The sequence below is a fragment of the Pseudonocardia sp. TMWB2A genome, from assembly GCF_017312135.1.
Genome location: NZ_QKQY01000002.1, coordinates 5,662,761 through 5,686,874, shown reverse-complemented (window position 1 = coordinate 5,686,874; position 24,114 = coordinate 5,662,761). Strand labels below are relative to the sequence as shown.

At 74.8% G+C, this 24,114-nt stretch carries 24 protein-coding genes; 15 read left to right on the top strand and 9 right to left on the bottom strand.

Features of this window, described 5'->3' with window-relative positions; all coding sequences use genetic code 11:
• Positions 1–6 precede the first annotated feature (6 nt).
• Positions 7–1,251 carry a cytochrome P450 family protein gene (locus tag DMP17_RS41045; RefSeq protein ID WP_226350090.1) on the top strand — a complete coding sequence of 415 codons (1,245 nt, stop codon included), beginning with the start codon at positions 7–9 and terminating at the stop codon, positions 1,249–1,251.
• Positions 1,252–1,309: 58 nt separating this feature from the next.
• On the opposite strand, the gene DMP17_RS41040 is transcribed toward DMP17_RS41045, so the two are convergent.
• Positions 1,310–1,846: an NUDIX domain-containing protein gene (locus tag DMP17_RS41040; RefSeq protein WP_434092825.1), complete on the bottom strand. Its 537-nt coding sequence runs from the start codon at positions 1,844–1,846 to the stop codon at positions 1,310–1,312.
• 45 nt (positions 1,847–1,891) lie between these two features.
• Here DMP17_RS41040 and nucS point away from each other — a divergent pair, with 45 nt between their 5' ends.
• Together nucS and DMP17_RS41030 are read left to right on the top strand one after the other, a co-directional pair.
• Positions 1,892–2,551, top strand: coding sequence for an endonuclease NucS (gene nucS / locus DMP17_RS41035; protein ID WP_226350092.1), 660 nt, complete (start codon positions 1,892–1,894; stop codon positions 2,549–2,551).
• 75 nt (positions 2,552–2,626) lie between these two features.
• The gene (locus DMP17_RS41030; protein WP_374203650.1) at positions 2,627–4,159 is read left to right on the top strand and encodes an aldehyde dehydrogenase family protein; all 1,533 of its coding nucleotides are present in this window, start codon (positions 2,627–2,629) and stop codon (positions 4,157–4,159) included.
• Between the two features lie 16 nt (positions 4,160–4,175).
• Here DMP17_RS41030 and DMP17_RS41025 read toward each other — a convergent pair whose 3' ends face one another.
• Positions 4,176–4,982, bottom strand: a complete 807-nt coding sequence (locus DMP17_RS41025; protein ID WP_337832369.1) for an alpha/beta fold hydrolase — start codon at positions 4,980–4,982, stop codon at positions 4,176–4,178.
• Between the two features lie 58 nt (positions 4,983–5,040).
• Here DMP17_RS41025 and DMP17_RS41020 point away from each other — a divergent pair, with 58 nt between their 5' ends.
• From DMP17_RS41020 to DMP17_RS41010, 3 genes are all read left to right on the top strand, one after another.
• Positions 5,041–5,526 carry a MarR family winged helix-turn-helix transcriptional regulator gene (locus DMP17_RS41020; protein ID WP_178376196.1) on the top strand — a complete coding sequence of 162 codons (486 nt, stop codon included), beginning with the start codon at positions 5,041–5,043 and terminating at the stop codon, positions 5,524–5,526.
• Between the two features lie 100 nt (positions 5,527–5,626).
• Positions 5,627–7,411 (top strand): 3-hydroxyacyl-CoA dehydrogenase family protein, encoded by a 1,785-nt coding sequence (locus DMP17_RS41015; protein ID WP_226350094.1) that lies wholly within the window; start codon positions 5,627–5,629, stop codon positions 7,409–7,411.
• A 31-nt stretch (positions 7,412–7,442) separates the two neighbouring features.
• Positions 7,443–7,760 (top strand): hypothetical protein, encoded by a 318-nt coding sequence (locus DMP17_RS41010; protein ID WP_062397326.1) that lies wholly within the window; start codon positions 7,443–7,445, stop codon positions 7,758–7,760.
• Between the two features lie 16 nt (positions 7,761–7,776).
• Here the strand turns inward: DMP17_RS41010 and DMP17_RS41005 are convergent, their stop codons facing one another.
• From DMP17_RS41005 to mce, 3 genes are all read right to left on the bottom strand, one after another.
• Positions 7,777–9,129 carry a hypothetical protein gene (locus DMP17_RS41005; RefSeq protein ID WP_337832368.1) on the bottom strand — a complete coding sequence of 451 codons (1,353 nt, stop codon included), beginning with the start codon at positions 9,127–9,129 and terminating at the stop codon, positions 7,777–7,779.
• A 132-nt stretch (positions 9,130–9,261) separates the two neighbouring features.
• Complete coding sequence (gene ccrA / locus DMP17_RS41000) at positions 9,262–10,593, bottom strand: crotonyl-CoA carboxylase/reductase (protein WP_062397321.1); 1,332 nt, start codon at positions 10,591–10,593, stop codon at positions 9,262–9,264.
• 189 nt (positions 10,594–10,782) lie between these two features.
• Entirely contained in the window at positions 10,783–11,241 is a 459-nt protein-coding gene (gene mce, locus DMP17_RS40995) for a methylmalonyl-CoA epimerase (RefSeq protein WP_337832367.1), read from the bottom strand.
• A gap of 138 nt (positions 11,242–11,379) precedes the next feature.
• Here mce and DMP17_RS40990 point away from each other — a divergent pair, with 138 nt between their 5' ends.
• Both DMP17_RS40990 and meaB read left to right on the top strand, forming a co-directional pair.
• Entirely contained in the window at positions 11,380–12,567 is a 1,188-nt protein-coding gene (locus tag DMP17_RS40990; protein WP_226367457.1) for an acetyl-CoA C-acetyltransferase, read from the top strand.
• 75 nt (positions 12,568–12,642) lie between these two features.
• Positions 12,643–13,602: a methylmalonyl Co-A mutase-associated GTPase MeaB gene (gene meaB / locus DMP17_RS40985; RefSeq protein WP_337832366.1), complete on the top strand. Its 960-nt coding sequence runs from the start codon at positions 12,643–12,645 to the stop codon at positions 13,600–13,602.
• Positions 13,603–13,617: 15 nt separating this feature from the next.
• Here the strand turns inward: meaB and DMP17_RS40980 are convergent, their stop codons facing one another.
• Entirely contained in the window at positions 13,618–14,688 is a 1,071-nt protein-coding gene (locus DMP17_RS40980; protein ID WP_337832365.1) for a hypothetical protein, read from the bottom strand.
• Between the two features lie 84 nt (positions 14,689–14,772).
• Between DMP17_RS40980 and DMP17_RS40975 the strand changes: the two genes are divergently transcribed.
• A complete protein-coding gene (locus tag DMP17_RS40975) occupies positions 14,773–14,967 on the top strand; it encodes a hypothetical protein (RefSeq protein ID WP_226367454.1) in 195 nt (64 codons plus the stop codon).
• Positions 14,968–14,977: 10 nt separating this feature from the next.
• Here the strand turns inward: DMP17_RS40975 and DMP17_RS40970 are convergent, their stop codons facing one another.
• On the bottom strand, positions 14,978–15,481 hold the full coding sequence (locus DMP17_RS40970; RefSeq protein ID WP_062397315.1) for a MarR family winged helix-turn-helix transcriptional regulator: 504 nt from the start codon (positions 15,479–15,481) through the stop codon (positions 14,978–14,980).
• Positions 15,482–15,546: 65 nt separating this feature from the next.
• Between DMP17_RS40970 and DMP17_RS40965 the strand changes: the two genes are divergently transcribed.
• Both DMP17_RS40965 and DMP17_RS40960 read left to right on the top strand, forming a co-directional pair.
• Positions 15,547–15,861: a thiamine-binding protein gene (locus DMP17_RS40965; RefSeq protein WP_073578490.1), complete on the top strand. Its 315-nt coding sequence runs from the start codon at positions 15,547–15,549 to the stop codon at positions 15,859–15,861.
• The gene (locus DMP17_RS40960; RefSeq protein ID WP_337832364.1) at positions 15,858–16,661 is read left to right on the top strand and encodes an alpha/beta fold hydrolase; all 804 of its coding nucleotides are present in this window, start codon (positions 15,858–15,860) and stop codon (positions 16,659–16,661) included. Before DMP17_RS40965 ends, DMP17_RS40960 begins: the two co-directional genes overlap by 4 nt.
• A gap of 163 nt (positions 16,662–16,824) precedes the next feature.
• Here the strand turns inward: DMP17_RS40960 and DMP17_RS40955 are convergent, their stop codons facing one another.
• Positions 16,825–17,070 (bottom strand): hypothetical protein, encoded by a 246-nt coding sequence (locus DMP17_RS40955; protein ID WP_337832363.1) that lies wholly within the window; start codon positions 17,068–17,070, stop codon positions 16,825–16,827.
• Positions 17,071–17,544: 474 nt separating this feature from the next.
• On the opposite strand from DMP17_RS40955, the gene DMP17_RS40950 reads away from it, so the two are divergent.
• The 4 genes from DMP17_RS40950 to DMP17_RS40935 all read left to right on the top strand — a co-directional run bounded on the left by DMP17_RS40950 (position 17,545) and on the right by DMP17_RS40935 (position 21,401).
• Positions 17,545–18,492: a tetratricopeptide repeat protein gene (locus DMP17_RS40950; RefSeq protein WP_337832362.1), complete on the top strand. Its 948-nt coding sequence runs from the start codon at positions 17,545–17,547 to the stop codon at positions 18,490–18,492.
• Between the two features lie 117 nt (positions 18,493–18,609).
• Positions 18,610–19,929 carry a glycosyltransferase family 87 protein gene (locus DMP17_RS40945; RefSeq protein WP_337832361.1) on the top strand — a complete coding sequence of 440 codons (1,320 nt, stop codon included), beginning with the start codon at positions 18,610–18,612 and terminating at the stop codon, positions 19,927–19,929.
• Between the two features lie 43 nt (positions 19,930–19,972).
• The gene (locus DMP17_RS40940) at positions 19,973–21,229 is read left to right on the top strand and encodes an MFS transporter (protein ID WP_226367451.1); all 1,257 of its coding nucleotides are present in this window, start codon (positions 19,973–19,975) and stop codon (positions 21,227–21,229) included.
• A gap of 4 nt (positions 21,230–21,233) precedes the next feature.
• A complete protein-coding gene (locus DMP17_RS40935) occupies positions 21,234–21,401 on the top strand; it encodes a hypothetical protein (protein ID WP_226350103.1) in 168 nt (55 codons plus the stop codon).
• Positions 21,402–21,447: 46 nt separating this feature from the next.
• Here the strand turns inward: DMP17_RS40935 and glgB are convergent, their stop codons facing one another.
• On the bottom strand, positions 21,448–24,036 hold the full coding sequence (glgB, locus tag DMP17_RS40930) for a 1,4-alpha-glucan branching protein GlgB (RefSeq protein WP_443217954.1): 2,589 nt from the start codon (positions 24,034–24,036) through the stop codon (positions 21,448–21,450).
• Positions 24,037–24,114 lie beyond the last annotated feature (78 nt).

Sequence of the window (24,114 nt, the reverse complement as noted above, 5' to 3'; positions counted from 1 at the left end):
GGTGAGATGGCCGCACCGGACACCGGAGCCGTGGACCTGCTGGACCCTGCCCTGGCCGCCGACCCGTACGCCGCCTACGCGCGCCTGCGCGAGCAGGCCCCGACCACGACCGTGACGATGATGGGCAGTCCGCCCGCCGTCCTCGTCACCCGCTACGACGACGTGCGCGCCGTCCTGACCGACCCGCGGTTCGTCACCGACCGGACGCTCGCGGGCGGGCCGGACACCCGCGAGAAGATCATGGCGAAGATGGGGGTGCCCGACGACGTCGCGGGCTACCTGGTGCGCACCATCCTCACCGTCGACGGCGACGAGCACACCCGGCTGCGCAAGCTCGTGTCGCGCGCGTTCACGGTGAAGCGGGTGGCGGCGCTGCGCCCGCGGGTGGAGGAGATCACCGCCGCCCTGCTCGACGACGTCGCCGCCGCCGGGGCCGGTGGCGCGCCGGTCGACCTGGTGGAGGCGCTGGCCTACCCGCTGCCGATCACCGTGATCTGCGAGCTCGTCGGGGTGCCCGAGCCCGAGCGGCCGCAGTGGCACGAGTGGGGCGCGGTGCTGACCACGATGGACCGCGAGCGGACCGGGCCCGCTCTGCGGGCGGCGATCGCCCACGTGCACGCCCTCGTCGACGCCCGCCGGGTCGAGCCCGCCGACGACCTGGTCAGCGCCCTGATCGCCGCCCAGGACGACGACGGCGACCGCCTCTCGGACCGCGAGATGGTCACGATGATCTTCGCGATCGTCATGGCCGGGCACGAGACGACGGCGCACCTGGTCACCAACGGCGTGCTGGCGCTGCTGGGCGCCCCGGACCAGCTCACCGCGCTGCGGGCCGACCCGGCGGGCTGGCCGGGCGCGGTGCACGAGCTGATGCGCGCCCGCGGCCCGGTGCAGTTCACCCAGTTCCGGTACCCGACCGTCGACGTCGAGCTGGGCGGCACCGTCGTGCCCGCCGGGACCCCGGTCATCGCCGGGCTGCTGCCGGCCAACCACGACCCGCGCGCCTTCGACCGGCCCGACGAGCTCGACGTCGCCCGGGAGACCGGGCGGGGCGAGGGACACCTCGGGTTCGGGCAGGGCGCGCACTACTGCCTGGGCGCCGCGCTGGCCCGGCAGGAGGGCGAGGTTGCCTTCCGGATGCTGTTCGACCGCTTCCCCGGCCTGCGGCTCGCCGTACCGGCCGCGGAGGTCCCCTGGCTGCCCCGCCCCGGGTTCAGCCGGGTGGCGGCGCTGCCGGTGCTCACCGGGTGATCGCCGGGGGTGGAGCGCCGGGTGCGGTGCACTGCGTCCCGCGCTCCACTCCCGCCGATCATGCCCGCGCGTCGTGCAGGGCCAGCAGCGCCCAGGCGGCGAGCGACTGGGCGTCGGTCAGCTCGCCGCGGCGGACCATCGCCTCGAACCCGTCCGCGGTGAACCAGGCGGCACGCATGTCCTGCTCGGAGTGCTCGCGGCGCGGCGGGCCCGCGGTCAGCCCGGTCGCGAGGTAGACGTGACCGCGCTGGCTGGACATGCCCGGCGCGCAGTCCAGCGTGCCGAGCAGGGTCATCCGCGCCGCGGCCAGCCCGGTCTCCTCGACGAGCTCGCGCACCGCCAGCTCGGCCGGGTCCACGTCGGCCCGGTCGGGCGCGGTGCCCGCCGGGAACTCCCAGCGGCGGCCGCCCACCGGGTAGCGGTACTGCTCGACCAGGTGCAGACGGCCGTCGTCGTCGCGGGGGATCACCAGTGCGTAGGTGGGCTTGTCGACGACGCCGTAGATCCCCCCGGTGCCGTCGGCACGCCGGATGCCGTCCTCCCGGACGGTCATCCAGTCGTTGGCGTACACCTGGCGGCTCGAGGTCTGCTCGATCACCCGCCCAGGATGATCCATCCACCCGGCCTTACAGTGAGCCGGGTGCGTCTCGTCATCGCCCGCTGCCAGGTGGACTACGTCGGACGGCTGACCGCCCACCTGCCCATGGCCCTCCGTCTGCTTCTGGTCAAGCGGGACGGCTCGGTGAGCATCCACGCCGACGACCGCGCCTACAAGCCGCTCAACTGGATGTCGCCACCGTGCTGGCTCACCGAGGAGCCCGGCGTGTGGACGGTGAAGAACAAGGCCGACGAGTCGCTGGTCATCACCATCGACGAGGTGCTGCACGACTCCAGCCACGAGCTCGGCGTCGACCCCGGCCTGGTCAAGGACGGCGTCGAGGCGCACCTGCAGGAGCTGCTCGCCGCGCACCCGGAGACCTTCGGGGAGGGCCACACGCTGGTCCGCCGCGAGTACATGACCGCCGTCGGCCCGGTCGACCTGCTGCTGCGCGACGGGAACGGCGCGCACGTCGCGGTCGAGGTGAAGCGCCGCGGCGAGATCGACGGCGTCGAGCAGCTCACCCGGTACCTGGAGCTGATGAACCGCGACCCGCTGCTCGCGCCGGTGCACGGGGTGTTCGCGGCCCAGCAGATCAAGCCGCAGGCGCGCACGCTGGCCGTCGACCGCGGGATCCGCTGCGTGACCGTCGACTACGACGCGCTGCGCGGGATGGCGCGCGACGACCTGCTCCTGTTCTGACCCGGACGGCCCGAGCGGCCCCGCAGGGCCAGCGCGGGCCCGGCCGGGCCCTGCCGCGGCGTCTAGCCTGACCACGTGAGTGCCACCGCCGCTGACTCCGCCCCCACGACCGCCGCCGTGCCCGCCTCGGGGGACTTCGCGTCCCTCTCCCCGCGCACCGGGGAGGAGCTCGCCCGCTACCCCGTCCACGACGGCGAGCACGTGCGTGCCGCCGTCCGCGACGCCGGCGAGGCCGGGGTGTGGTGGGACGGGCTCGGGTTCGCCGAGCGCCGTCGCCGGCTCGCGGCCTGGAAGAAGGTGCTGGTCGCGCAGCTCGACCGGGTCGCCGGTGTCGTCGCCGCCGAGACCGGCAAGCCGCTCGACGACGCCCGCCTCGAGGTCGTGCTCGCCATCGACCACCTGGACTGGGCCTCGGCCAACGCCGCGAAGGTGCTCGGGAAGCGTTCGGTGTCCCCGGGCCTGCTGATGGCGAACCAGGCGGCGTCGGTGGCGTACCGGCCGCTGGGCGTCGTCGGCGTCATCGGGCCGTGGAACTACCCGATCTTCACGCCGATGGGCTCGATCGCCTACGCGCTGGCCGCCGGCAACACCGTGGTGTTCAAGCCCTCGGAGCTGACCCCGGGCGTCGGGCACGAGATCGCCCGCACGCTCGCCGAGGCCGTTCCCGAGGTGGGCCGCCACCCGCTGCTGACCGTCGTCACCGGGTTCGGGCCGACCGGCGCCGAGCTGTGCCGCGCCCCCGGCGTCGGCAAGATCGCGTTCACCGGGTCCGCCGCGACCGGCCGCCGGGTGATGGCCTCCTGCGCGGAGAACCTGGTGCCGGTGCTCATGGAGTGCGGCGGCAAGGACCCGCTGATCGTCGACGCCGACGCCGACCTCGACGCCGCCGCGGACGCCGCCGTCTGGGGCGGGATGTCCAACGCGGGCCAGACCTGCGTCGGGGTGGAGCGGGTCTACGTCGTCGAGTCCGTCGCGGGCCGGTTCCTGGAGAAGGTTCGGGCCGCGGCGTCGAAGCTGCAGGTCGGCACGGCCACGAACGAGGGCGACCTCGGGCCGATGACGATGCCGTCGCAGACCGAGATCGTGCGCCGGCACGTCACCGACGCCCTGGAGCGCGGCGGCCGCGCGATCGTCGGCGGCGCCGACTCGGTGCCCGCCCAGGGCGGGTCGATCTCGCCGGTCGTCATCGCCGACGTGCCCGAGGACTCCGTCGCGGTCACCGAGGAGACCTTCGGCCCGCTGGTCGTGGTCAACCGGGTGCCCGACGTCGACGAGGCGGTCCGCCGCGCCAACGCCACCGGCTACGGCCTCGGCGCGACCGTGTTCTCCGCGAAGCACGGCGAGCAGATCGCCGAGCGGCTGCGCTGCGGGATGGTCTCGATCAACGGCGTGATCTCCTTCGCCGGGATCCCGTCGCTGCCCTTCGGCGGGGTGGGGGAGTCGGGCTTCGGCCGCATCCACGGCGCCGACGGGCTCCGCGAGTTCACCCGCGCCCAGTCGATCGCCCGGCAGCGGTTCGGGATGCCGATCGTCGTCACCAGCTTCAAGCGGACCGCGCGGACGATGCAGACGCTCGTCGGCATCGTGAAGGCCCGGCACGGGCGCTGACCCACCGCCGTGCCGGTCAGCCGACCGGCGCGGCCCAGTGGTCGACGACGGCCCCGGCGAACGCCGCCGGGGCCTCCAGCGGCGGCAGGTGCCCGCTGCCGTCGACGACGAGTGCCGATCCCGCCGGGAGGACCGCGGCGGCGGCGTCCGCCCGGCGCCCGGACCACAGCGGGTCGGCCGCGCCCGCGACCAGCAGTGTGGGCGCGGTGACGCGGCGCAGGACCCCGGTCAGGTCGGGGCGGCGCAGCATCATCGCGACCATGACCCGGTTCATGCCCGTGCGGTGCCCGCGCAGGAAGGCCTCCTCGACGCGGCGGACGGCCTCCGGGTCCCCGGCCCGGGCGGCGGGGGAGAGCAGCGTGTCGACCACGACGCCCCGCAGCGGGTGTGGCCCGGTGAGCCGGTGGAGCGCGACCAGGGCGGCGATCCGCGCCCGCTGCGACGGCGGCAGCGGCGTGTGCGGCGCGGCGACCGCGACGAGCGTGCGGCACCGCCCCGGGTGGCGTGCGGCGAAGTGGTACCCGACATGACCGCCCCAGGCGTTGCCGATCCAGTCCACCGGTCCGTCGGCGCCGACCGCGTCGAGCACCTCCAGCGCCGCGTCGGCACACCCGGCGAACGACGTGCCCCGCGGCGGTGGGCCGCTCCGTCCGTGCCCGGGCCCGTCGACGAGCAGCAGCGTGCGCCGGGCGCCCAGCTCCGCGCGGACACGGTCCCACTGCGTCGAGTCGACCCGGAGGCTGTGCCACAGCAGGGCGGGCGGACCCGAGCCCTCGACCGTGACGGACAGTCGTCCCGCGCGGGTCCGGACGGTGGTCGGCATGGCTCCTCCAGATATTTCGGAATCCGTAGCTTCGGTTTCCGAAGTATCATGACGCGCCATGGACGCGTCAAGCCTTCCCGCGGACCGGCCCGCCGTCGGCCAGCTCCTGGTCCGCACGCTCCAGCACTTCCGGGCCGAGGTCTTCGCGGTCGCCGCCGAGCGCGGGTTCGGTGACATCCGCGAGGCGCACCTGCAGATCTTCGGCAACCTCGGCGGGGTGGACGGCGTCCGGCTGACGACGCTCGCCGCACGGGCGCACCTGAGCCTGGCCGCCACCGCCGAGCTCGTCGACGACCTGCAGCGGCGCGGCTACCTCGAACGCGTCCGCGACCCCGACGACGGGCGGGCCCGGCTGATCCGCCCGACGGCACGCGGCCGGGTCGCGCTGGAGGTCGCGGGCGGGCGGGTGGCGGAGATCGAGGGCCGGTGGTCGGCCCTGCTCGACGACGGCGAGTTCACCGGCGCCTGTGACGTGCTCGCCCGGCTCCTGGCCCGTCTCGACGGGGCGTCCTCACCCGACGACCAGGGCCGTTCCTGCACCTAGGGGTGGTCCTGGTCGCATGTTACCCACTGGTAGCACCTCGGGATGACAGGATCGGCGCCGACGCGGAAGACAGGGTTGTCCCGATCCAGGAGGTTGCAGCGTGGCACGTGAGTTCCGGACCGTCGGAGTGGTCGGCCTCGGCACGATGGGGGCGGGCATCGTCGAGGTCTTCGCCCGCAACGGTCTCGACGTGATCGCCGTCGAGGTGGACGAGGCGGCGGGGGAGCGCGGCCGGGCCCACCTGGCGGCCTCGACCGACCGCGCCATCGAGCGCGGCAAGCTCACCCGGGAGCAGGCCGACGAGCTCCTCGGTCGCATCACCGTCACCACCACCCTGGCCGACCTGGCGCCGGCGCAGCTGGTCGTCGAGGCCATCCCGGAGAGCCTGGACGCCAAGACCGCGCTGCTGGCCGAGGTCGACAAGGTCGTCGCCGAGGACACCATCCTCGCCTCGAACACCTCGTCGCTGTCGGTCACCGAGCTGGCCGTGCGCACCACCCGCCCCGGCAAGGTCGTCGGGATGCACTTCTTCAACCCGGCACCGGTGCAGAAGCTGGTCGAGGTCGTGCGGACCGTCGTCACCGAGCCCGACGTCATCTCCGACGTCCAGGCGTTCGCCGACTCCCTCGGCAAGGTCCCGGTCGTCATCGGCGACCGCGCCGGCTTCATCGCCAACGCGCTGCTGTTCGGCTACCTGAACCACGCGGCGAAGATGTACGCCGAGCGCTACGCCAGCCGCGAGGACCTCGACGCCGGCATGCGCTACGGCTGCGGCTACCCGATGGGCCCGCTGGCCCTGCTCGACCTCATCGGCCTGGACACCGCCTACGAGATCCTCGAGACGATGTACGGCGAGTCGCGCAACCTGATGCACGCGCCGAACCCGGTGTTCAAGCAGATGATCACCGCAGGGCTGCTCGGCCGGAAGACCGGGCGCGGCTTCTACACCTACTCCGCCCCGCACAGCTCCACCGTCGTCGCCGACGGCGAGACCCCGGCCTCGGCCGTGCCCGACGACGTGACCCTGCGCGACGTGCAGCGGGTCGGCGTGATCGGCACCGGCACCATGGCCTCGGGCATCGTCGAGGTGTTCGCCAAGGCCGGCTACGACGTCGTCGTCCGCGGCCGCAGCGACTCCAAGGTCGAGGGCTCGGTCGCGCTGGTGCGCAAGTCCCTGGACAAGGCGGTCGCCCGCGGCAAGCTGGACGAGGCGGGCCGCGACGCCGTCCTCGCCCGGATCAGCGGCACCACTGCGCTGGAGGACATGGCCGAGGTCGACCTCGTCGTCGAGGCCGTCGCCGAGGAGCTCGACGTCAAGCGGGCGATGTTCGGCGCGCTCGACGAGATCTGCAAGCCGGGCGCGATCCTGGCGACGACGACGTCCTCGCTGCCCGTCGTCGAGTGCGCCGCGGTCACGGGCCGCCCCGGCGACGTGATCGGCATGCACTTCTTCAACCCCGCGCCGGTCATGAAGCTGGTCGAGGTCGTGTCCACGATCGGCACCTCGCGCGACGTGGCCGCCACCGTCCTCGACGTGTGCCAGAAGCTCAAGAAGGTGCCGGTGAGCTGCGGCGACCGGGCCGGGTTCATCGTCAACGCGCTGCTGTTCCCGTACCTGAACGACGCGGTGAAGATGCTCGAGGCCCACTACGCCACCGCCGACGACATCGACGCCGCCATGAAGACCGGCTGCGCGCTGCCGATGGGCCCGTTCGAGCTGCTCGACGTCGTCGGGCTCGACGTGTCGCTGGCGATCGAGAAGTCCCTGCACGCCGAGTTCCACCAGGCCGGGTTCGCCCCGGCGCCGCTGCTGGAGCACCTGGTCACCGCGGGGCGGCTCGGGCGGAAGACCGGGCACGGGTTCCGGGACTACACCAAGCGCTGAGAGATCCCGATCTCCCTGGGAGACTGGGAGCATGGCAGGCAGGCGTGCGCGACGGCCCCGCCCCTCGGAACGGGGGCGGGGCCGTCCCGTCGCACCGCCGCTCGGCAGCGGCATGACGACCGACCTCGAGAGCGGCCGCGACGGCGAGCACTACGTCCGCCGGGTGCCGGGTGGCACCACGGTGAAGCACTACCGGTGCCCCGGCTGCGACCAGCTGCTGCCCTCGGGGATGCCGCACGTGGTGACCTGGCCCGCCGAGGACGGCCGCGGGGTCGAGGAGCGGCGGCACTGGCACCTGCCGTGCTGGAACGCGCGCGACCGTCGTCGGGCGGGGTTCCGGCGGCACTGAGCCGCCCGGCTCCGCGTCAGCGGGTGCGGGCGGCGCGCTTGCTGCCGCCGTAGCCGCTGCGGGCCCGCGGCGAGGGCCGGGGGCGGCCGGACCCGGAGGACCCGCTGCTGCCCGCCGGCCCGGCCGGGGGCTCCGGCTCGCTCTCCGCGGCCGCGGCGGACCGGCGCTCCTTCGCCGCGACGGCCTCCTCGACCGTGCGGGGCGTGCTCGCTGCGGTGTCGGCGGCGACCGGTGCGGCGGGAGCCACGGCGGTGTGCGGCTCGGCGATCCCGGCCGGGGGCTGCTCGACGGGGGCCTGCCCCGCGGGCGGCTCGTCGGCGGGCAGGTCGGCCAGGGCCGGGCCCGCGTCGAGGTCGTCGACGCCGGACTCGATGAGCGACCGCGCGCCACGCAGCTGCTCGGCGACCCGGGCGCGCAGCCCGGTGAGCTGCTCGACGCGGCGCTGGGCGGCGGAGGTGGTCGCCTCGGCGTCCCGGCGGGCGTCGGACCGGACCTTCTCGCCGTCGGTGCGGGCCTGGTCCAGGTCGCGGCGGATCCGCTCCGCGGCCTCGCGCTCACGGCGCGAGATGTCGGCCTCGAGCGCGTCGCGCTCGGCGAACAGCGAGGTCAGCGCCTCGGTGCGGCGCTGGTCCATCGCGATCCGGAAGTCGTGCTCGACCTGCTCGCGGTTCTCCCGGGCCTCGGTGTCGGCGCGGGTGATCCGGGCGGTGACGGTGCGCTCGGCCTCGGTGAGCTCGCGCTCGGTGGTGCTGCGCTGCTCGGCGAGGTCGCGCTCGGTCGTCGTGCGCTGCTCGGCCAGCTCGGCCTCGGTGACACGGCGCCGCTCGGCGAGCTCGGCCTCGGTGCGCTCGCGCAGCGCGGCCAGCTCCCGCTCGACGCGGGCCTGCTTCTCCTCGACGGCGCGCTCGCGCTCGGCGGACCGGTGCGCGGCCTCCGCGGCCGTGGCCTCGGCCTGCGCGACCGTCTGCTCGGCCCGGACGCGCGCGTCCTCGACGACGGTGCGGGCGTGCTCCTCGGCCTGGCGGCGCTGCTCAGCGATCTCGCGGTTCGCCGCGGCGTGCATCTCGGCGACCTCGTCCTCGGCGAGGCGCAGCATCGACCGGAGCCGCTCGCTCATGCCCTGCACGCTCTGCGGCGGGCCGGCGAGCCGGTTGACCTGCTGCTGCATGGCCTCGGAGCGGGTACGGGCGTCGTCGAGCTCGCGGCTCAGCCGGGTGTTCTGGGCGACCGCGGCGTCACGGTCGGCCGCCAGCATGCGCACCTCGGCGTCGAGCCGGCGCAGATGGCTGTCGACCTGCGCCTGGTCGTAGCCGCGGCGCGCGATCGAGAAACCGGTCCGGGGTACGGGCACATCGTGGTCACCGGCCATGTCGTTCACCGTACCGTCGCCGACGTTCCACAGCCGTGAGTTCGGCACCGAGGGTCACGGGGTTCACCCCGCTATGGACAGAGGCCCCGTCCGTGTGACACGGACGGGGCCTCCGGGTGACCGAACGGGGGATCAGACGCCCCGGAACCGGTTGATGCCGGAGAGGTGCTTCTCGCGCTTCTCCGGGTTGGTGACACCGAGTCCCTCCTCGGGCGCCAGCGCGAGCACGCCGACCTTGCCCTGGTGGAGGTTCTGCTTGACGTCGTTGGCGGCCTGGCCGGTCTCGGTCAGCGGGTACACCCGCGACAGCGTCGGGTGGATCATGCCCTTGGCGACGAGCCGGTTGGCCTCGTAGGCCTCGCGGTAGTTCGCGAAGTGCGAGCCGACGATCCGCTTGAGGTTCATCCACAGGTAGCGGTTGTCGAACTCGTGCATGTAGCCAGAGGTCGAGGCGCAGGTGACGATCTGGCCACCCTTGCGGGTGACGTAGACCGAGGCGCCGAAGGTCTCGCGGCCCGGGTGCTCGAAGACGATGTCCGGGTCCTCACCGCCGGTGAGCTCGCGGATCTTCGCGCCGAGCCGCTTCCACTCCTTCGGGTCCTGGGTGGTCTCGTCCTTCCAGAACTTGTAACCCTCGGCGTTGCGGTCGATGACCAGCTCCGCGCCCATGTCGCGGCAGATCTGGGCCTTCTCCTCCGAGGAGACGACGCAGATCGGGGTGGCGCCGCCGTTGAGGGCGAACTGGGTGGCGTACGAGCCGAGGCCGCCGGAGGCACCCCAGATCAGCACGACGTCGCCCTGCTTCATGTCGGCGCCGTTCTTCGACACCAGCTGGCGGTACGCGGTGGAGTTGACCAGGCCCGGGGACGCGGCCTCCTCCCAGGTGAGGTGGTCCGGCTTCGGCATCAGCTGGTTGGACTTGACCAGGGCCAGCTCGGCGAGGCCGCCGAAGTTGGTCTCGAAGCCCCAGATGCGCTGCTCGGGGTCCATCATCGTGTCGGAGTGCCCGTCGGGGCTCTCCAGCTCGACCGAGAGGCAGTGCGCGACGACCTGGTCGCCCGGCTTCCAGCTGTTCACGCCCGGCCCGGTCCGCACGACGACACCGGCGAGGTCGGAGCCGACCACGTGGTAGGGCAGGTCGTGCCGCTTGGCCAGCGGCGAGAGCTTGCCGTAGCGCTTGAGGAAGCTGAACGTCGAGACCGGCTCGAAGATCGAGGTCCAGACGGTGTTGTAGTTGATCGCACTGGCCATGACGGCCACGAGCGCCTCACCGGGGCCGAGCTCGGGGACCGGGACGTCCTCGACGCGCAGGCTCTTGCGCGGGTCCTTCTCCTTGGTGGTCAGACCCTCGAACATGTCCGCGTCCTCGGCGCGGACGGTGACGCCCTGGTAGTGCTCGGGCACCTCCAGGCCTCCGACGTCGGTGAACCGTCCGGCGAGGATGGCGTCGCGGATGTCCTTCACTGCTGGCCTCCGATGGCGACGTTGTCAGGGGAGTCGGGTGGGCTCACCCGATGATGCTTGGGATACCGCAAGTTACTGCGTAGTATCTTAACCGTAGGTCGCCGGTGAGGGTGATACCCGAAGTGCGCTTCGTGATGCACCCCACCGGACGTCCGTACTGTCCTTCGGGACGGGGTCGTGCCTCGTCCGTCAGTGCGCGTCCGCGGCCGGCTCGACGAGCTCGACCAGCACTCCACCGGCGTCCTTCGGGTGCACGAAGTTGACCTTCGAGTTCGACGTGCCGCGGCGCGGGGCGTCGTAGAGCAGGCGCAGGCCCTTCGCCCGCAGCGCGTCCGCCGCGGCGGCGACGTCGGTGACCCGGTAGGCGACCTGCTGCAGCCCCGGGCCGTTGCGGCCGATGAACTTCGCGATCGTCGAGTCGTCGTTCAGCGGGGCGAGCAGCTGCACCTTCGTGGCGCCGGCCGCCTCGCCCGGTGCTCCCAGCATGGCCTCGCGCACGCCCTGCTCGGTGTTGGTCTCGGTGTGCACCGCGACCAGGCCCAGGTTCTCCGCGTACCAGCGGATGGCCTCGTCCAGGTCGGGCACCGCGATGCCCACGTGGTCCACGGCCACGACCAGCGGCGACAGGGCGTCCTCGGTTGTCGTCATGGGGGCAGAAGCTACCGGTTCTACTCGTCGGTAGGAGCCTGTGCCGCTGGTCACCCCCACCGTTCGGTGCGTCCGGACGGGTCGTGGCCGTGGGTATGGTGGCGGCCCACCTGACAACGAAGCCTGATGGAGGACCCCGTGTCCGGAACCGTGATCGTCGCCGGCGCCCGCACCCCGATGGGCCGTCTGCTCGGCTCCCTGAAGGGCTTCTCCGGGGCCCAGCTGGGCGGCGTCGCCATCAAGGCCGCGCTCGAGCGCGCCGGTGTGGCCCCCGACCAGGTCCAGTACACGATCATGGGCCAGGTCCTCACCGCCGGCGCGGGACAGATCCCGGCGCGTCAGGCCGCCGTCGAGGCCGGCATCCCGATGGACGTCCCGGCGCTGACCATCAACAAGGTCTGCCTGTCCGGTGTCGACGCCATCGCGCTGGCCGACCAGCTCATCCGCGCCGGCGAGTTCGACATCGTCGTCGCCGGTGGCCAGGAGTCGATGACCCAGGCCCCGCACCTGCTCACCAAGTCCCGCGAGGGCACCAAGTTCGGTGACACCACCCTCACCGACCACATGGCCTACGACGGTCTGTTCTGCGCGTTCGACCAGGTCGCGATGGGTGCCTCCACCGAGAAGTACAACGAGCGCTACGGCCTGACCCGCGAGGAGCAGGACGCCTTCTCCGCCCGCTCGCACCAGCGCGCCGCCCGCGCCGCGCAGGACGGCACGTTCGACCAGGAGATCGCCCCGGTCGAGATCCCGCAGCGCAAGGGCGACCCGGTCGTCTTCTCCACCGACGAGGGCGTGCGCGGCGACACCACCACCGAGGGCCTCGGCAAGCTGCGCCCCGCCTTCGCCGCCGACGGCACCATCACCGCGGGGTCGGCCTCGCAGATCTCCGACGGCGCGGCCGCCGTGGTCGTGATGAGCAAGGCCAAGGCCGAGGAGCTGGGCCTGGACTGGATCGCCGAGATCGGCGCGCACGGCGTCGTCGCCGGTCCGGACGCCTCGCTGCACGAGCAGCCCGCGAACGCGATCGCCAAGGCGTGCGAGAAGGAGGGCATCCAGCCCGCCGACCTCGACCTCGTCGAGATCAACGAGGCGTTCGCCGCGGTCGGCATCGTCTCCGCCCGCAAGCTCGGCATCGACGAGGAGAAGGTGAACGTCGACGGCGGCGCCATCGCCCTCGGCCACCCGATCGGCATGTCCGGCGCGCGGATCGCGCTGCACCTGGCGCTCGCGCTCAAGGCGCGCGGCGGCGGCGTCGGTGCGGCCGCGCTGTGCGGCGGCGGTGGCCAGGGCGACGCGCTGATCGTGCGCGTCCCCAAGTCCTGATCTCCGTGTAGTCCACGTCGGCCCCCGCCTCGGCGGGGGCCGACGTGCATCCGCCCCCCGACAAGGAGGCCGACCGTGCCCGGACCGCCGGACCCCCGCGACCTGGTGGAACGCGCCCGTCGCGGCGAGCAGCTCGCCGTCGCCCGGCTCATCTCGATGGTGGAGAACGCCGGCCCGCAGCTGCGGGAGGTGTCGGCGGCGCTGTCGCCGCACACCGGGCGGGCGCACGTCGTCGGGCTGACCGGGTCCCCGGGGGTGGGCAAGTCGACGTCGACGTCGGCGCTGGTCACCGAGCTGCGGACGCGCGGGCGCCGGGTCGGGGTGCTGGCGGTGGACCCGTCCTCACCGTTCAGCGGCGGGGCGCTGCTGGGCGACCGGGTGCGGATGGGCGACCACGCCGACGACGACGGCGTCTTCATCCGGTCGATGGCCACCCGCGGGCACCTGGGCGGGCTGTCCTGGGCGACGCCGCAGGCCCTGCGGGTGCTCGACGCCGCGGGCTGCGACGTCGTGCTGATCGAGACCGTCGGCGTCGGGCAGTCCGAGGTGGAGATCGTCGGGCTCGCGGACAGCACCGTCGTGCTGCTCGCGCCCGGGATGGGCGACGGCATCCAGGCGGCCAAGGCCGGGATCCTGGAGATCGGCGACGTCTTCGTGGTCAACAAGGCCGACCGCGAGGGGGCCCGCCGCACGGTGCGCGAGCTGCGGAACATGCTGCACCTGCGCACCCCGGACGGTGCCGAGCCGTGGGAGCCGCCGGTGCTCTCGACGGTCGCGTCCCGCTCGGAGGGGATCGGGGCCGTCGCCGACGCCCTCGACGAGCACCTCGCCTGGGCCGAAAAGTCCGCTGAACGGGAACGGCGGCGTCGCGAGCGGGCGCGCCGTGAGATCGAGGGCATCGGGATGGAACAGGTCCGGGCCCGGATGGAACGGGTGCGTGGCGGCGACGCGCTCGACACCCTCACCGAGCGGGTGCTGGGCGGCGAGCTGGACCCGTGGGCCGCCGCCGACGAGCTGCTGGAGCAGTCGGGCTGAGCCGATGCCCCCCGGTCAGGGGGGCGTGGCCCCGGGCAACGTCGCGAGCCGGTCCAGGACGCGCTGCGACCCGCTGCGCAGGGCGAGTGCCCGGGCCCGGGCGTGGGCGGCCCGTGCGGCGGGGCCGTCGCCGTCGCGCAGGGCGGTGAGCACCTCGTCCAGGGCGAGGTCGGTGCGCTCGCGGACCGGGCGCTGCGGCGGGCCGTCGGCGACGGCGAGCCACGCGGGGGCGGTGTGGACGTCGATGGTCGGGCGGGGCCCGGTCTCGCCGCTGTGCCCGGCCTCGTCCCCGGGGACGGCCCCACCGGGCCCGGCGGCGCCCGTCGAGGTGGCCGCACGCCGTCCGCCGGTGCCGTGCGGTCCGGCCGGATCCGGAGCGCCGTCCTGCACGTCGACGGCCGGCAGCTCGGCCAGCAGCCGCTCCCGCCGGTGCCGGGCCTCGTCCGCGGCGCCCGGGTCACCGGCCCGCAGGGCCGCGGACTCCGCCTCGACGTAGGCCGCCCACGCCCGGTCCGGGGCGGCACGGTCGCGTTCCTGGTCCCCGAGCCGCAGCGCGGCCGCGGCGAGCAGCCCGGTGAGTGCCCGCACCCGGCGCGGGTCCCGCGCGTGCGCGGCCGGCTCGCGCAGCTGGGCGACCACGGCGGCCACCGCGTCGTGGGCGGCGGCCGTGCCCAGCCGGTCGTCCAGCGCGGTGGTGGCGGCCCACTGGGCGCGCAGCAGGTCCAGCTCCTCCTCCCCGACGGCGGCGGCCCGCTCCAGCGCCGCGCGCAGCCGCGCCGCCCCGTCGAGGGGGTCCGGCCCGGTCGCGTCGGCGAGGCCCAGCCCGGCGGGGGTGCTGTCGTACAGCTCGGCCAGGAGGGCGCGGTGCGCGGCGTCCGGGACGGCGTGGCCGTTCTCCCAGCGCGACAGCTGGGTCTTCAGGCTCGCGGCCCGCGCGGTGCCGCCGCTCCCGGCGACGAGCTCGGCCAGCGCGCGGGCCGCCTCGGACTGGGACCAGCCCCGCCGGTCGCGCGCCGCCCGCAGCGCCGCGCCGGTACCGGACCGGGCGGGGGAGGGCCGGTCGGTGGAGGGCGGTGGAGCGTGCACGCGACCGATTCTGTCGGTGCCCCGTCGTAGGGTCAACACCGTTGACGCAACCCGCGTCACCACCACCCCCGAACCCTCCGGAGCGTGCTCGTGGACCTCATCGACTACCTGGCGTGCGTGGGTCTGTCCGGCCTCAGCGGAGCGCTGGCCGGGCGGGCCGCGGTGCGGCGGATGCTGTGGCCCCGGCCGCCCCGCGGATCGGTGATGCGCAGCTGGCGCGGCCCGGGACACGGCGGTCCGCCACCGGGCGGGCCGCGACGGCGGAGACGGGCCGGCTGAGGTGCGCGGGTCAGGCGAAGTCGCCGGCGGCGCGGCGCACCGAGCGCAGCAGCGCGGTCAGCTGCTCCTCCTCGGCCGGGTCCAGCCCGGACAGGCCGAAGTCGATGCCGGTCACCGCGGCGGTGGCCTTCTCCAGCCGGGCACGCCCCTCGGTGGTCAGCTCGACCAGGGTGGCGCGGCGGTCGGTGGGGTGCGGCATCCGCCGGACGAGGTCGTCGCCCTGCAGGCGGTCGACGATGTTGGTCACGCTCGTCGGGTGCAGCTGCAGGCGCTCACCCATCACCCGCATCGGGAGGCTGCCGCGGCGCGCGAAGTCCAGCAGCACCAGGGCCTCGTAGCGGGCGAAGGTCAGCCCGTGCGGCCGCAGCGCCGCGTCGACGGCGGAGAGCAGGATCTGCTGCACCCGCATCACGCTGGTGACCGTCGCCATCGTGCGCGCGGGGCCGACCCGCTCCTCCCAGAGCTCGGCCGCACGCTGGATCGGGTCGAAGGGGAGCGACCCGCGGGATGCCATGGCCCGACGCTAGCAAGTGCCGTGACCGGATCCGTTCCGTATGCCGGGCGTGGCACGGTGTCGGCATGCTCTTCGCCTTCAGCATCGCCCCGTCCGGATCGGACTCCGGGGACGGCAGCGTCGGTGCGGCCGTCGCCGAGGCCGTCCGGGTGGTCCGCGAGTCCGGCCTGCCGAACGAGACCACCTCGATGTTCACCACCATCGAGTCCGAGACCTGGGACGAGGGGATGGCGGTGGTCAAGCGCGCCGTCGAGGCCGTCACCGCCGTGTCGCCGCGGGTCAGCCTGGTCCTCAAGGCCGACATCCGGCCCGGGTACCAGGGGCAGCTGCAGGCCAAGGTGGAGCGGGTCGAGGAGCACCTGCGCGGAGGCGGCGCGTGAGCGCCCCGGCCGCACCGGGGGCCGGGGGACCCGGCCCGGCCCGGGTCGTGCTGGTCCACGGCGCCTGGCACCGCGGTGTGTCGTGGGCGCCGGTGGCCGGGGCACTGGCGGCCCGGGGTGTGGAGGCGGTCACGCCGGACCTCCCGTCCGACACGCCGGGGGTCGGCCACGCCGAGCTCGTCGACGCGGTCCTGGCCGGAGCCGGCGACGGGCCGGGCGGGCCCGGTACCCGGGGCGACGGTCCGCCGGTGGTGCTGGTCGGTCACTCGCTCGGCGGTCTCGTGGCCACCGCGGCCGCCGGCCGGATCGCCGACCGGGTCCGGGCGCTGGTCCTCGTCGCGGCGCTCGTCCCCGAGCCGGGTCGTCCCTACCGGGACCGGATGCGTGCCGAGCGCGACCTGATGGTCGCCGGCTACGACGCCGAGGTCCGTCGCGGCCCGGGGGTCAGCACGTACTGGCCGGACGCGCGGGCGGTCGCCGACGGGCTCTACCGGGGCGTCGCCGACGAGCTCGACGCGGCGGGCCGCGACGGGCGGGCCGAGGTCGCGGTCGCGGCGGCGGAGCTGCGCCCGCAGGACTGGTCGCTGCTCGCCGAGCCGTGCCCGGTGCCGTCGTGGCCCGCGGTGCCGACGGTGTCGGTGGTGTGCGCGGAGGACCGGGTCGTCAGCCCCGTCGCGGGACGGCGGGAGGCGGACCGGATCGGGGCGCGGCTCGTGGAGCTCGCGGGCGGGCACTTCCCGATGCTCACCCGGCCGGAGGAGACGGCGGAGCTGCTGGCCGGGCTCGCCGCGCCGGCCTGACGACGGGCCCTGCCGGCCGACGCGCACCGGGGCGGGGTCACCGGAGCGCCGGGGGCCGGGACGACGACGGCCGGTGACGGGAGACCCGTCACCGGCCGTCGGGCGTCCGGACCGGGTCCGGAGGCCGTGTCGTCGTCGCGGCGTACCGCGAGGAGAGCCGTCGTCAGCCCGCTATGATCGTCGAGAAGTAGTACACGCCGGCGAGGATGCCGACGAAGCTGACGGTCATGCCGATCTGGGCGAGCTTGGCCATGCCCGGCTTGCGGTAGGCGAGGAAGCCGGTGACCAGGCCCGCGGCACCCAGGATCCAGGCGGCGATCGGGACGAGGAACGCGGCGATCGCGATGATGCCCAGCGCCAGCGACGCGTAGGCCAGGGTCGGCTTGTCGGTCGTCTGCATGTTGCTCATCGGGTTGGAGCCCTCCGTTGTGCGCCGGGGTGCCGGCGGTCGTTCTGTCGGGGAAGGGAACCGCGGGGTGGGGCAACCGGGGGAACGCCCCGCCGCGATCACGCAGAGTCAGCATCGAGTCCCTGCAGGGTGTTCAACGAGTGACGAGGCCCGGTGTTGCTCCGCCGGTCCGGTGATCGTGGGAGCGCCGTCGTCCCCGCCGTCGGCCGTGCGGCCCAGTACCGGGGGCCGGGCCGGCGACCGAACGGCGCAGGGGCGGCCGGACGGAGCAGCGTCGCCCGGGGGCGGGGAGGGAACGGGCCGGGAGGGAACGGGGCCCGGAGTCGGCGAGGGGATGACGCCGACCGGCTGGGGCGCACGCGTCGCGCGGGGGCGCGGGTCACCGGGCGGGGCGTGTCACGCCGGACACACGGACGTGCCAGGATGGACGGCGTGTCTCGCCCAGATCCTCGTCAGGCGGCCCAGCGTGCGGCGATGTCCTCGGCCATGGCCGGGGCGGTCGACCTCTCCGGGCTGAAGGCCCGTGCCGATGCGGCGAACCGGCCCGCCCCGTCCGGCGGTGCCGCGGGTGCTCCGCCCGCGCCCGGCGGGGGCGACGGCTCCTGGGTCGTCGACGCGACCGAACAGGGCTTCCAGAACGAGGTCCTCGAGCCGTCGCTGCAGGTCCCGGTCGTCGTCGAGCTGTGGGCCAGCCGCTACCCGCGCGAGGAGCAGCTGTCGGCCGAGCTGGAGCGGCTCGCCTCGACCGGTGGCGGCGCGTGGCGCCTGGCCCGGGTCGACATCGACACCCAGCCCCGGGTCGCCCAGGCCTTCGGCGTGCAGCAGGTCCCGATGCTGGTCGTGCTCGTCGGCGGTCAGCCGGTCGACGCGGTCAACGGCGCGATCCCCGAGGACAGGGTCGCCGAGTGGGTGACGTCCCTGCTCGACGCGCTGCGCGACCGGATGCCGGCCATCGCCGAGGGTGAGCGCCGGGCGGCCGCGGCCGGTTCGGACGAGCCCGTCGAGGAGCCCGAGGACCCGCGCTTCACCGCCGCCGAGGACGCCCTGGAGCAGGGCGACTACGCCGCCGCCGAGGCCGCCTACACCGCGATCCTCGACACCGAGCCCGCCAACGAGCAGGCGAAGGCGGCGCTGGCGCAGGTCCGGTTCCTCGCCCGTGCCGAGCAGGCCGACCCGTCGTCGATCGAGCGGGCCGACGCCGCGCCCGACGACGTCGACGCCCAGCTCGCCGCGGCCGACGCCGAGCTGGCCGCCGACCGGGTCGAGGCCGCCTTCACCCGGCTGGTCGGCACCGTCGCCCGGACCGGGGGCGAGGACCGTGACCGGGCCCGTGGGCACCTCGTCGGGCTCTTCGAGCTCTTCCCGGCCGACGACCCGCGGGTCGCCACGGCCCGGCGCGCGCTCGCCCGCGCCCTGTTCTGAGCCGGACCCCGCCCCGATGACCCACCGGCCGCCGGTGGTCCACCCGCGGACCCCGCGGCCGCCGGAGCCGGTGCCCACGAGGACCGGGGCCGCATCGGCCGGTCAGCGGGACACGCGGTGACCGCGGACCTCCGGTCGGGCCCCGCCGCGGCGGACCCCGTGCGCACGGGGTGGACCGGGCGGACGGCGCGGCGGGCGCGCGCGGTGCGCGACGGCGTGCACCGCCTCGCCCGGCCGGTGGCGCCGGTCGTCGCCGTCGCCGCGCTGGTGACCGCGGCACTGCTGTTCCTGCTGGGCGGCCCGCCGTTGCTGCGCTGGATCCCGGCGACCGACATCGCGCGGATGCACGTCGACTTCGACACCTTCCGGGCCTCGGCGTACGCGCTGGTCCAGCACGGCCCGGGCAGCGCCGCGATCTACGACACCGGCGCCCGACTGCACAACCTCAACCCGCCGCTGCTGTCGGTGCTGCTCACGCCGCTGGCCCTGCTCGACCCGGTCACCGGCTACCGGCTCCTGACGGCGCTGTCGGTGCTGCTCGTCGCCGGGTCGGTGCTGCTGGTCTGCCGGGAGCTGCGGCTGGGCCGCCGCTGGACGACCGGCGCGCTCGTGGTGGTGCTGGCGTCGTCGCCGCTGCACGGGACGCTGCTGCTGGGCCAGATCTACCCGCTGCTGCTGGCCGGGCTGACCGCGGGCTGGGTCGCCGAACGGCGCGGGCACCCGCTGCTGGCCGCCGCCTGCTACGGCGTGACGGTCGCCCTCAAGCCCTCGCTCGCGCCGGTGCTGCTGCTCCCCGCCGTGCAGGCCCGGTGGCGGCCGTTCGTGGCCGGGATCGCCGCCGCGGCGGTCGCGACGCTCGTCGGCGTCGCCGTCGCCGGGTGGCCGACGGCGTTCCAGTGGCTGGCGATGGCGTTGTCCGAGCCGGTCGGCCCCACCCCGGACAACGCCTCGCTCCCGGGCCAGGCGCTGCGCTGGGGGATCCCGACCGTCGTCGGCACCCTGGCGGGCGCGGTGGTCGCGGTCGGCACGCTCGTCCACCTCGGGCGGCGCACCCGCCGGCACGGAGCCGGCCCGGCCGCGGGCACCGACCCGGGCCGGACGGCGCTGTTCGCGGTGCTCGCCACCGGTCTGCTGGCCGCGCCGATCGCCTGGCACAACTACCTGCTGCTGCTCGTGCCCGGGCTGCTGGCGCTCGTCGCGTCCGGGCGGGCGGGGGACACCCGCCGCCGGGTCGTCGTCGCGATCGGGTGTCTCGCCGTCGTCCCGGTGAGCTGGTCGGACCTGTGGGCCGACGGCGGCTGGGCGACCCCGCTCGGGCGGGCGCTCTACACGGCCGTGCTCGTGGTGACCTGGTGGTCGCTGCTGCGTCCGGCGACCGGACCGGTTCCCGGCGGGTCCTTCCGCTCTGCGGAAGAGTTGACCCGCGCACCGGCCTGACGGTCCAGACTCCGCGCCACCCGAGACGCAAGGAGGCTCCCGGATGGCGCAGACGTCACGGCCCGACCCCGCCCGCGGACCCACCACCGCCCCCGACGCCGTCCGCCACGGGCGCTGGGTGGCCCCACTGTGCTGGGCGGCGGTGGCACTCGAGGGCTTCGACCTGGTGGTGCTCGGCGTCGTGCTGCCGTCGCTGCTGGAGGAGCCCGCCTGGGGCCTGACCCCGGCGACGGCGTCGCTGGTGTCCACCGCCGGGCTGCTCGGCGTGATGGCCGGCGCCCTCTCGGCGGGCCCGCTCGCCGACCTCGTCGGCCGCCGCCGGGCCATGCTGGCGACCGTCGTCGCGTTCTCCGTGCTGACGCTGCTGTGCGCGGTCGCGACCGGCCCGTGGACGTTCGGCGCGCTGCGCTTCCTGGCCGGGCTCGGCCTGGGCGGGGTGCTGCCGGTGGCGCTGGCGATGGTGAACGAGCACAGCAGGCCCGGGCGCGGCGGCAGCGCGACCACGACCCTGATGACCGGCTACCACGTCGGCGCCGTCGCGACCTCGCTGCTCGGGATCCTGGTCATCCCGGTCTGGGGCTGGCGGCCCATGTTCGTGCTCGGCGCGCTCCCGGCGATCGTCCTGGTCCCGCTGCTGGCCCGGTACCTGCCGGACACGCTGCCCGCCGAGGCCCGCGCGACGGCCGCACCGGCCGGGCCGCGGTCGCGCAACCCGGTCGCCCAGCTCGTCCGCGACGGCTACCTGCGCTCGTCGGTGGCGTTCTGGGTCGCCTCGTTCATGGGACTGCTGCTGGTCTACGGCCTCAACACCTGGCTGCCGCAGATCATGCGGGTCGCCGGGTACGGGCTCGACGCGGCGCTGGCCCAGCTGCTCGTGCTGAACGTCGGCGCGATCGTCGGGCTGCTCGTCGCGGGCCGGGTCGCCGACCGGATCGGGCTGCGCACGGCGACGGTCGGCTGGTTCGTCGCGGGCGCGGTGTTCCTGGCGCTGCTCGCGGTGCCGCTGCCCGGCGGCGGGATCTACGTGAGCGTCCTGCTCGCGGGCGTGTTCGTGTTCAGCTCGCAGGTGCTGGTCTACGCGTTCGTCAGCCGGCACTACCCGGACCACGCGCGGGCCTCGGCGCTCGGGGCGGCCAGCGGGATCGGCCGGCTCGGTGCGATCTGCGGTCCGATCCTCGGCGGTGTGCTGCTCACCGCGGGCCTCGCCTACCCGTGGGGCTTCTTCGCGTTCGGGGCGGTCGCCGCGCTGGGGGCCCTGGCGGTACTGGCGGTGCCCGCCGACCGGCGCGTGACGGGGTGAGCCGATGGCGCGCGTCTGGATGGGCCCCGACGACGAGCCGTCGGGCAGGCCACCGGTCGACGGCGACCGTCCCCCGGTGGGCGGCGCCGTGACGGGGAGCACGGGTCCGGCACGGCCGACGACGGCCCGTTCCGACCTGCCCGGCGAGGAGCCCGACACGGCCGAGCGCTGACCCGCGACCGGCCCGGCGCGGGGCCGGGCCGGTCGCGGGGCGGAGCTCAGTCGCCCGCGGTGGTCCCGGTGTCCGACGCGCCCGTCCCGGAGCTCCCGTTCACGAACGTGCCGGTGCGTACCGCCCGGACACCGACGGTGCCGGGTGCGGGCGCGACCGAGGTGGAGACCGGACCGGCGTCCGGGGCGTCCTCGGAGTCGTCCGGCCCCGGGTCGACGAGGTCGGCCGGGTCCGCCGGGGCGGCGGAGACCCGCAGGTCGTCGTCCGGGGTCACCGGTGCCTCGACGTCGGTGTCCTCCGGCTCGTCGGGCAGCGCGGCGGCCGGCAGCGGCGGCGGGACCGTCGCGGCCGGGGCCGCCTCCTGCGCCGGGGCGGACAGCACCGGGCCGCCGGTCTCCTCCGGCACCAGCCACAGCACACCCGACGGCGGGAGCCGCAGCACCGCCGACGCGGGCTGGCCGTGCCACATGACCTGCTCGCCCTTGACCCGGCCGAGGTTGCCCACCCCGGATCCGCCGTAGGCCGACGCGTCGGTGTTGACGACCTCGGTCCAGTTCCCGGCGAATGGCAGGCCCACCCGGTAGTCCTCGCGCGGGGAGCCGGAGAAGTTCGCGACGCAGGCCAGCACGGTGGCGCGGCCCTCGGCGTCGACGCCGTGGCGCAGGAACGAGAACACGTTGCCCTGCGCGTCGTTGGCGTCGATCCAGCCGAAGCCGTCCGGGGTGGTGTCGCGCGACCACAGCGCGGACTGCGCGCGGTAGGTCCGGTTCAGGTCCCCGACGAGGGTGGTGATCCCGCCGTGCAGCGGCTCGTCGCTCTGCAGGTGCCAGTCCAGCGACCGCTGCTCGGACCACTCGCGCGGCTGCCCGAACTCACCGCCCATGAACAGCAGCTGCTTGCCCGGGTGCGCCCACATGTAGGCCAGCAGCGCGCGGACGCCGGCGGCCTTGTTCCAGTCGTCGCCGGGCATCCGGGTCCACAGCGACCCCTTGCCGTGGACGACCTCGTCGTGGCTGATCGGCAGCACGTAGTTCTCGCTGAACGCGTACATCAGCGAGAAGGTCATCTGGTTGTGGTGGTAGCTGCGGTGGATGGGGTCGCGCCCGGTGTAGTCGAGCGTGTCGTGCATCCAGCCCATGTTCCACTTCAGCCCGAACCCGAGACCGCCCATGTAGGTGGGCCGGGTGACGCCCGGCCAGGCGGTGGACTCCTCGGCGATCGTCACGACACCCGGGTGCTCCCGGTAGACGGTCGCGTTCATCTCCTGCAGGAACGCCACCGCGTCGAGGTTCTCCCGACCACCGTGGACGTTCGGCAGCCACTGGCCGTCGGCGCGGGAGTAGTCCAGGTAGAGCATCGAGGCGACCGCGTCGACGCGCAGGCCGTCGATGTGGAACGACTCGAGCCAGTACAGCGCGTTCGCGACGAGGAAGTTGCGCACCTCGTTGCGGCCGAAGTCGAACACGAGCGTGCCCCAGTCGGGCTGTTCGCCGCGGCGCGGGTCCGCGTGTTCGTAGCAGGCCGTGCCGTCGAAGCGGGCCAGCGCCCACTCGTCGCGCGGGAAGTGCGCGGGCACCCAGTCGACGATCACGCCGTAGCCCGCGCGGTGCAGCCGGTCGACGAAGTACCGGAAGTCGTCGGGCGTGCCGAACCGCGAGGTCGGGGCGAAGTACGAGGTCACCTGGTAGCCCCAGGACCCGCCGAACGGGTGCTCGGCGACCGGCAGCAGCTCGACGTGGGTGAACCCGGTGGTGTCCAGGTAGGCCACCAGGCGCTCGGCGATCTCGCGGTAGTCCAGCCCCGGCACCCAGGAGCCGAGGTGCATCTCGTAGACGCTCATCGGCTCCGCGTGCGGGCGGCGCTGCGCGCGGTCGGCCATCCACGCGTCGTCGGTCCACTCGTACACGTCGCGGGTCACGACCGACGCCGTCTGCGGCGGGATCTCGGTGGCGAAGGCCATCGGGTCGGCCTTGTCCCGCCACCGGCCGTCGGGGCCGAGGATGCGGAACTTGTAGCGGTCGCCGACGCCGACGCCGGGCACGAACACCTCCCAGACCCCGGAGCTGCCCAGCGAGCGCATCGGCAGCGCCCAGCCGGCCCAGCCGTCGAAGTCACCGGTGACCCGCACACCGCGGGCGTTGGGCGCCCACACGGCGAAGCTGGTCCCGGCGACCTCGCCGGAGGGGGTGTCGTAGTCCCGGACGTGTGCGCCGAGGACGTCCCACAGGCGTTCGTGCCGTCCCTCGCCGATGAGGTGCAGGTCCATGTCGCCGAGCGTCGGCAGCCAGCGGTACGGGTCGTCGACCGTCTGCTCGGTCGTGCCGCCGGCGCCGTCGCCGTAGGTCACGAGCAGCCGGTAGTCGCCGCCGGAGCCGGGGACGAGGCCGGAGAACAGCCCGGCGTCGTGCACCCTGGTCAGCTCGCAGGCCTGCGCGCGGTCACCGTTCGGCAGCACCGCCACCGAGACGGCGTGCGGCCGCAGGACACGGACCACGGTGCCGTCGACGTGCGGATGCGCGCCGAGCACCGAGTGGGGGTCGTGGTGGGCACCGCCCAGGAGCCGGTCGGTCGTCGCCTGGTCCGGTGCGTACGCATCGGTCTCGGAGCGGGTCGCTCGGGTCTCCTCGGAGGTCACCGCGGAACCGTACTGCGGGTGACCGACGCCCGCCGCGCGCGGTCGCACAGTGTTGCCGGATCGCAGTCGAGCGTGAGC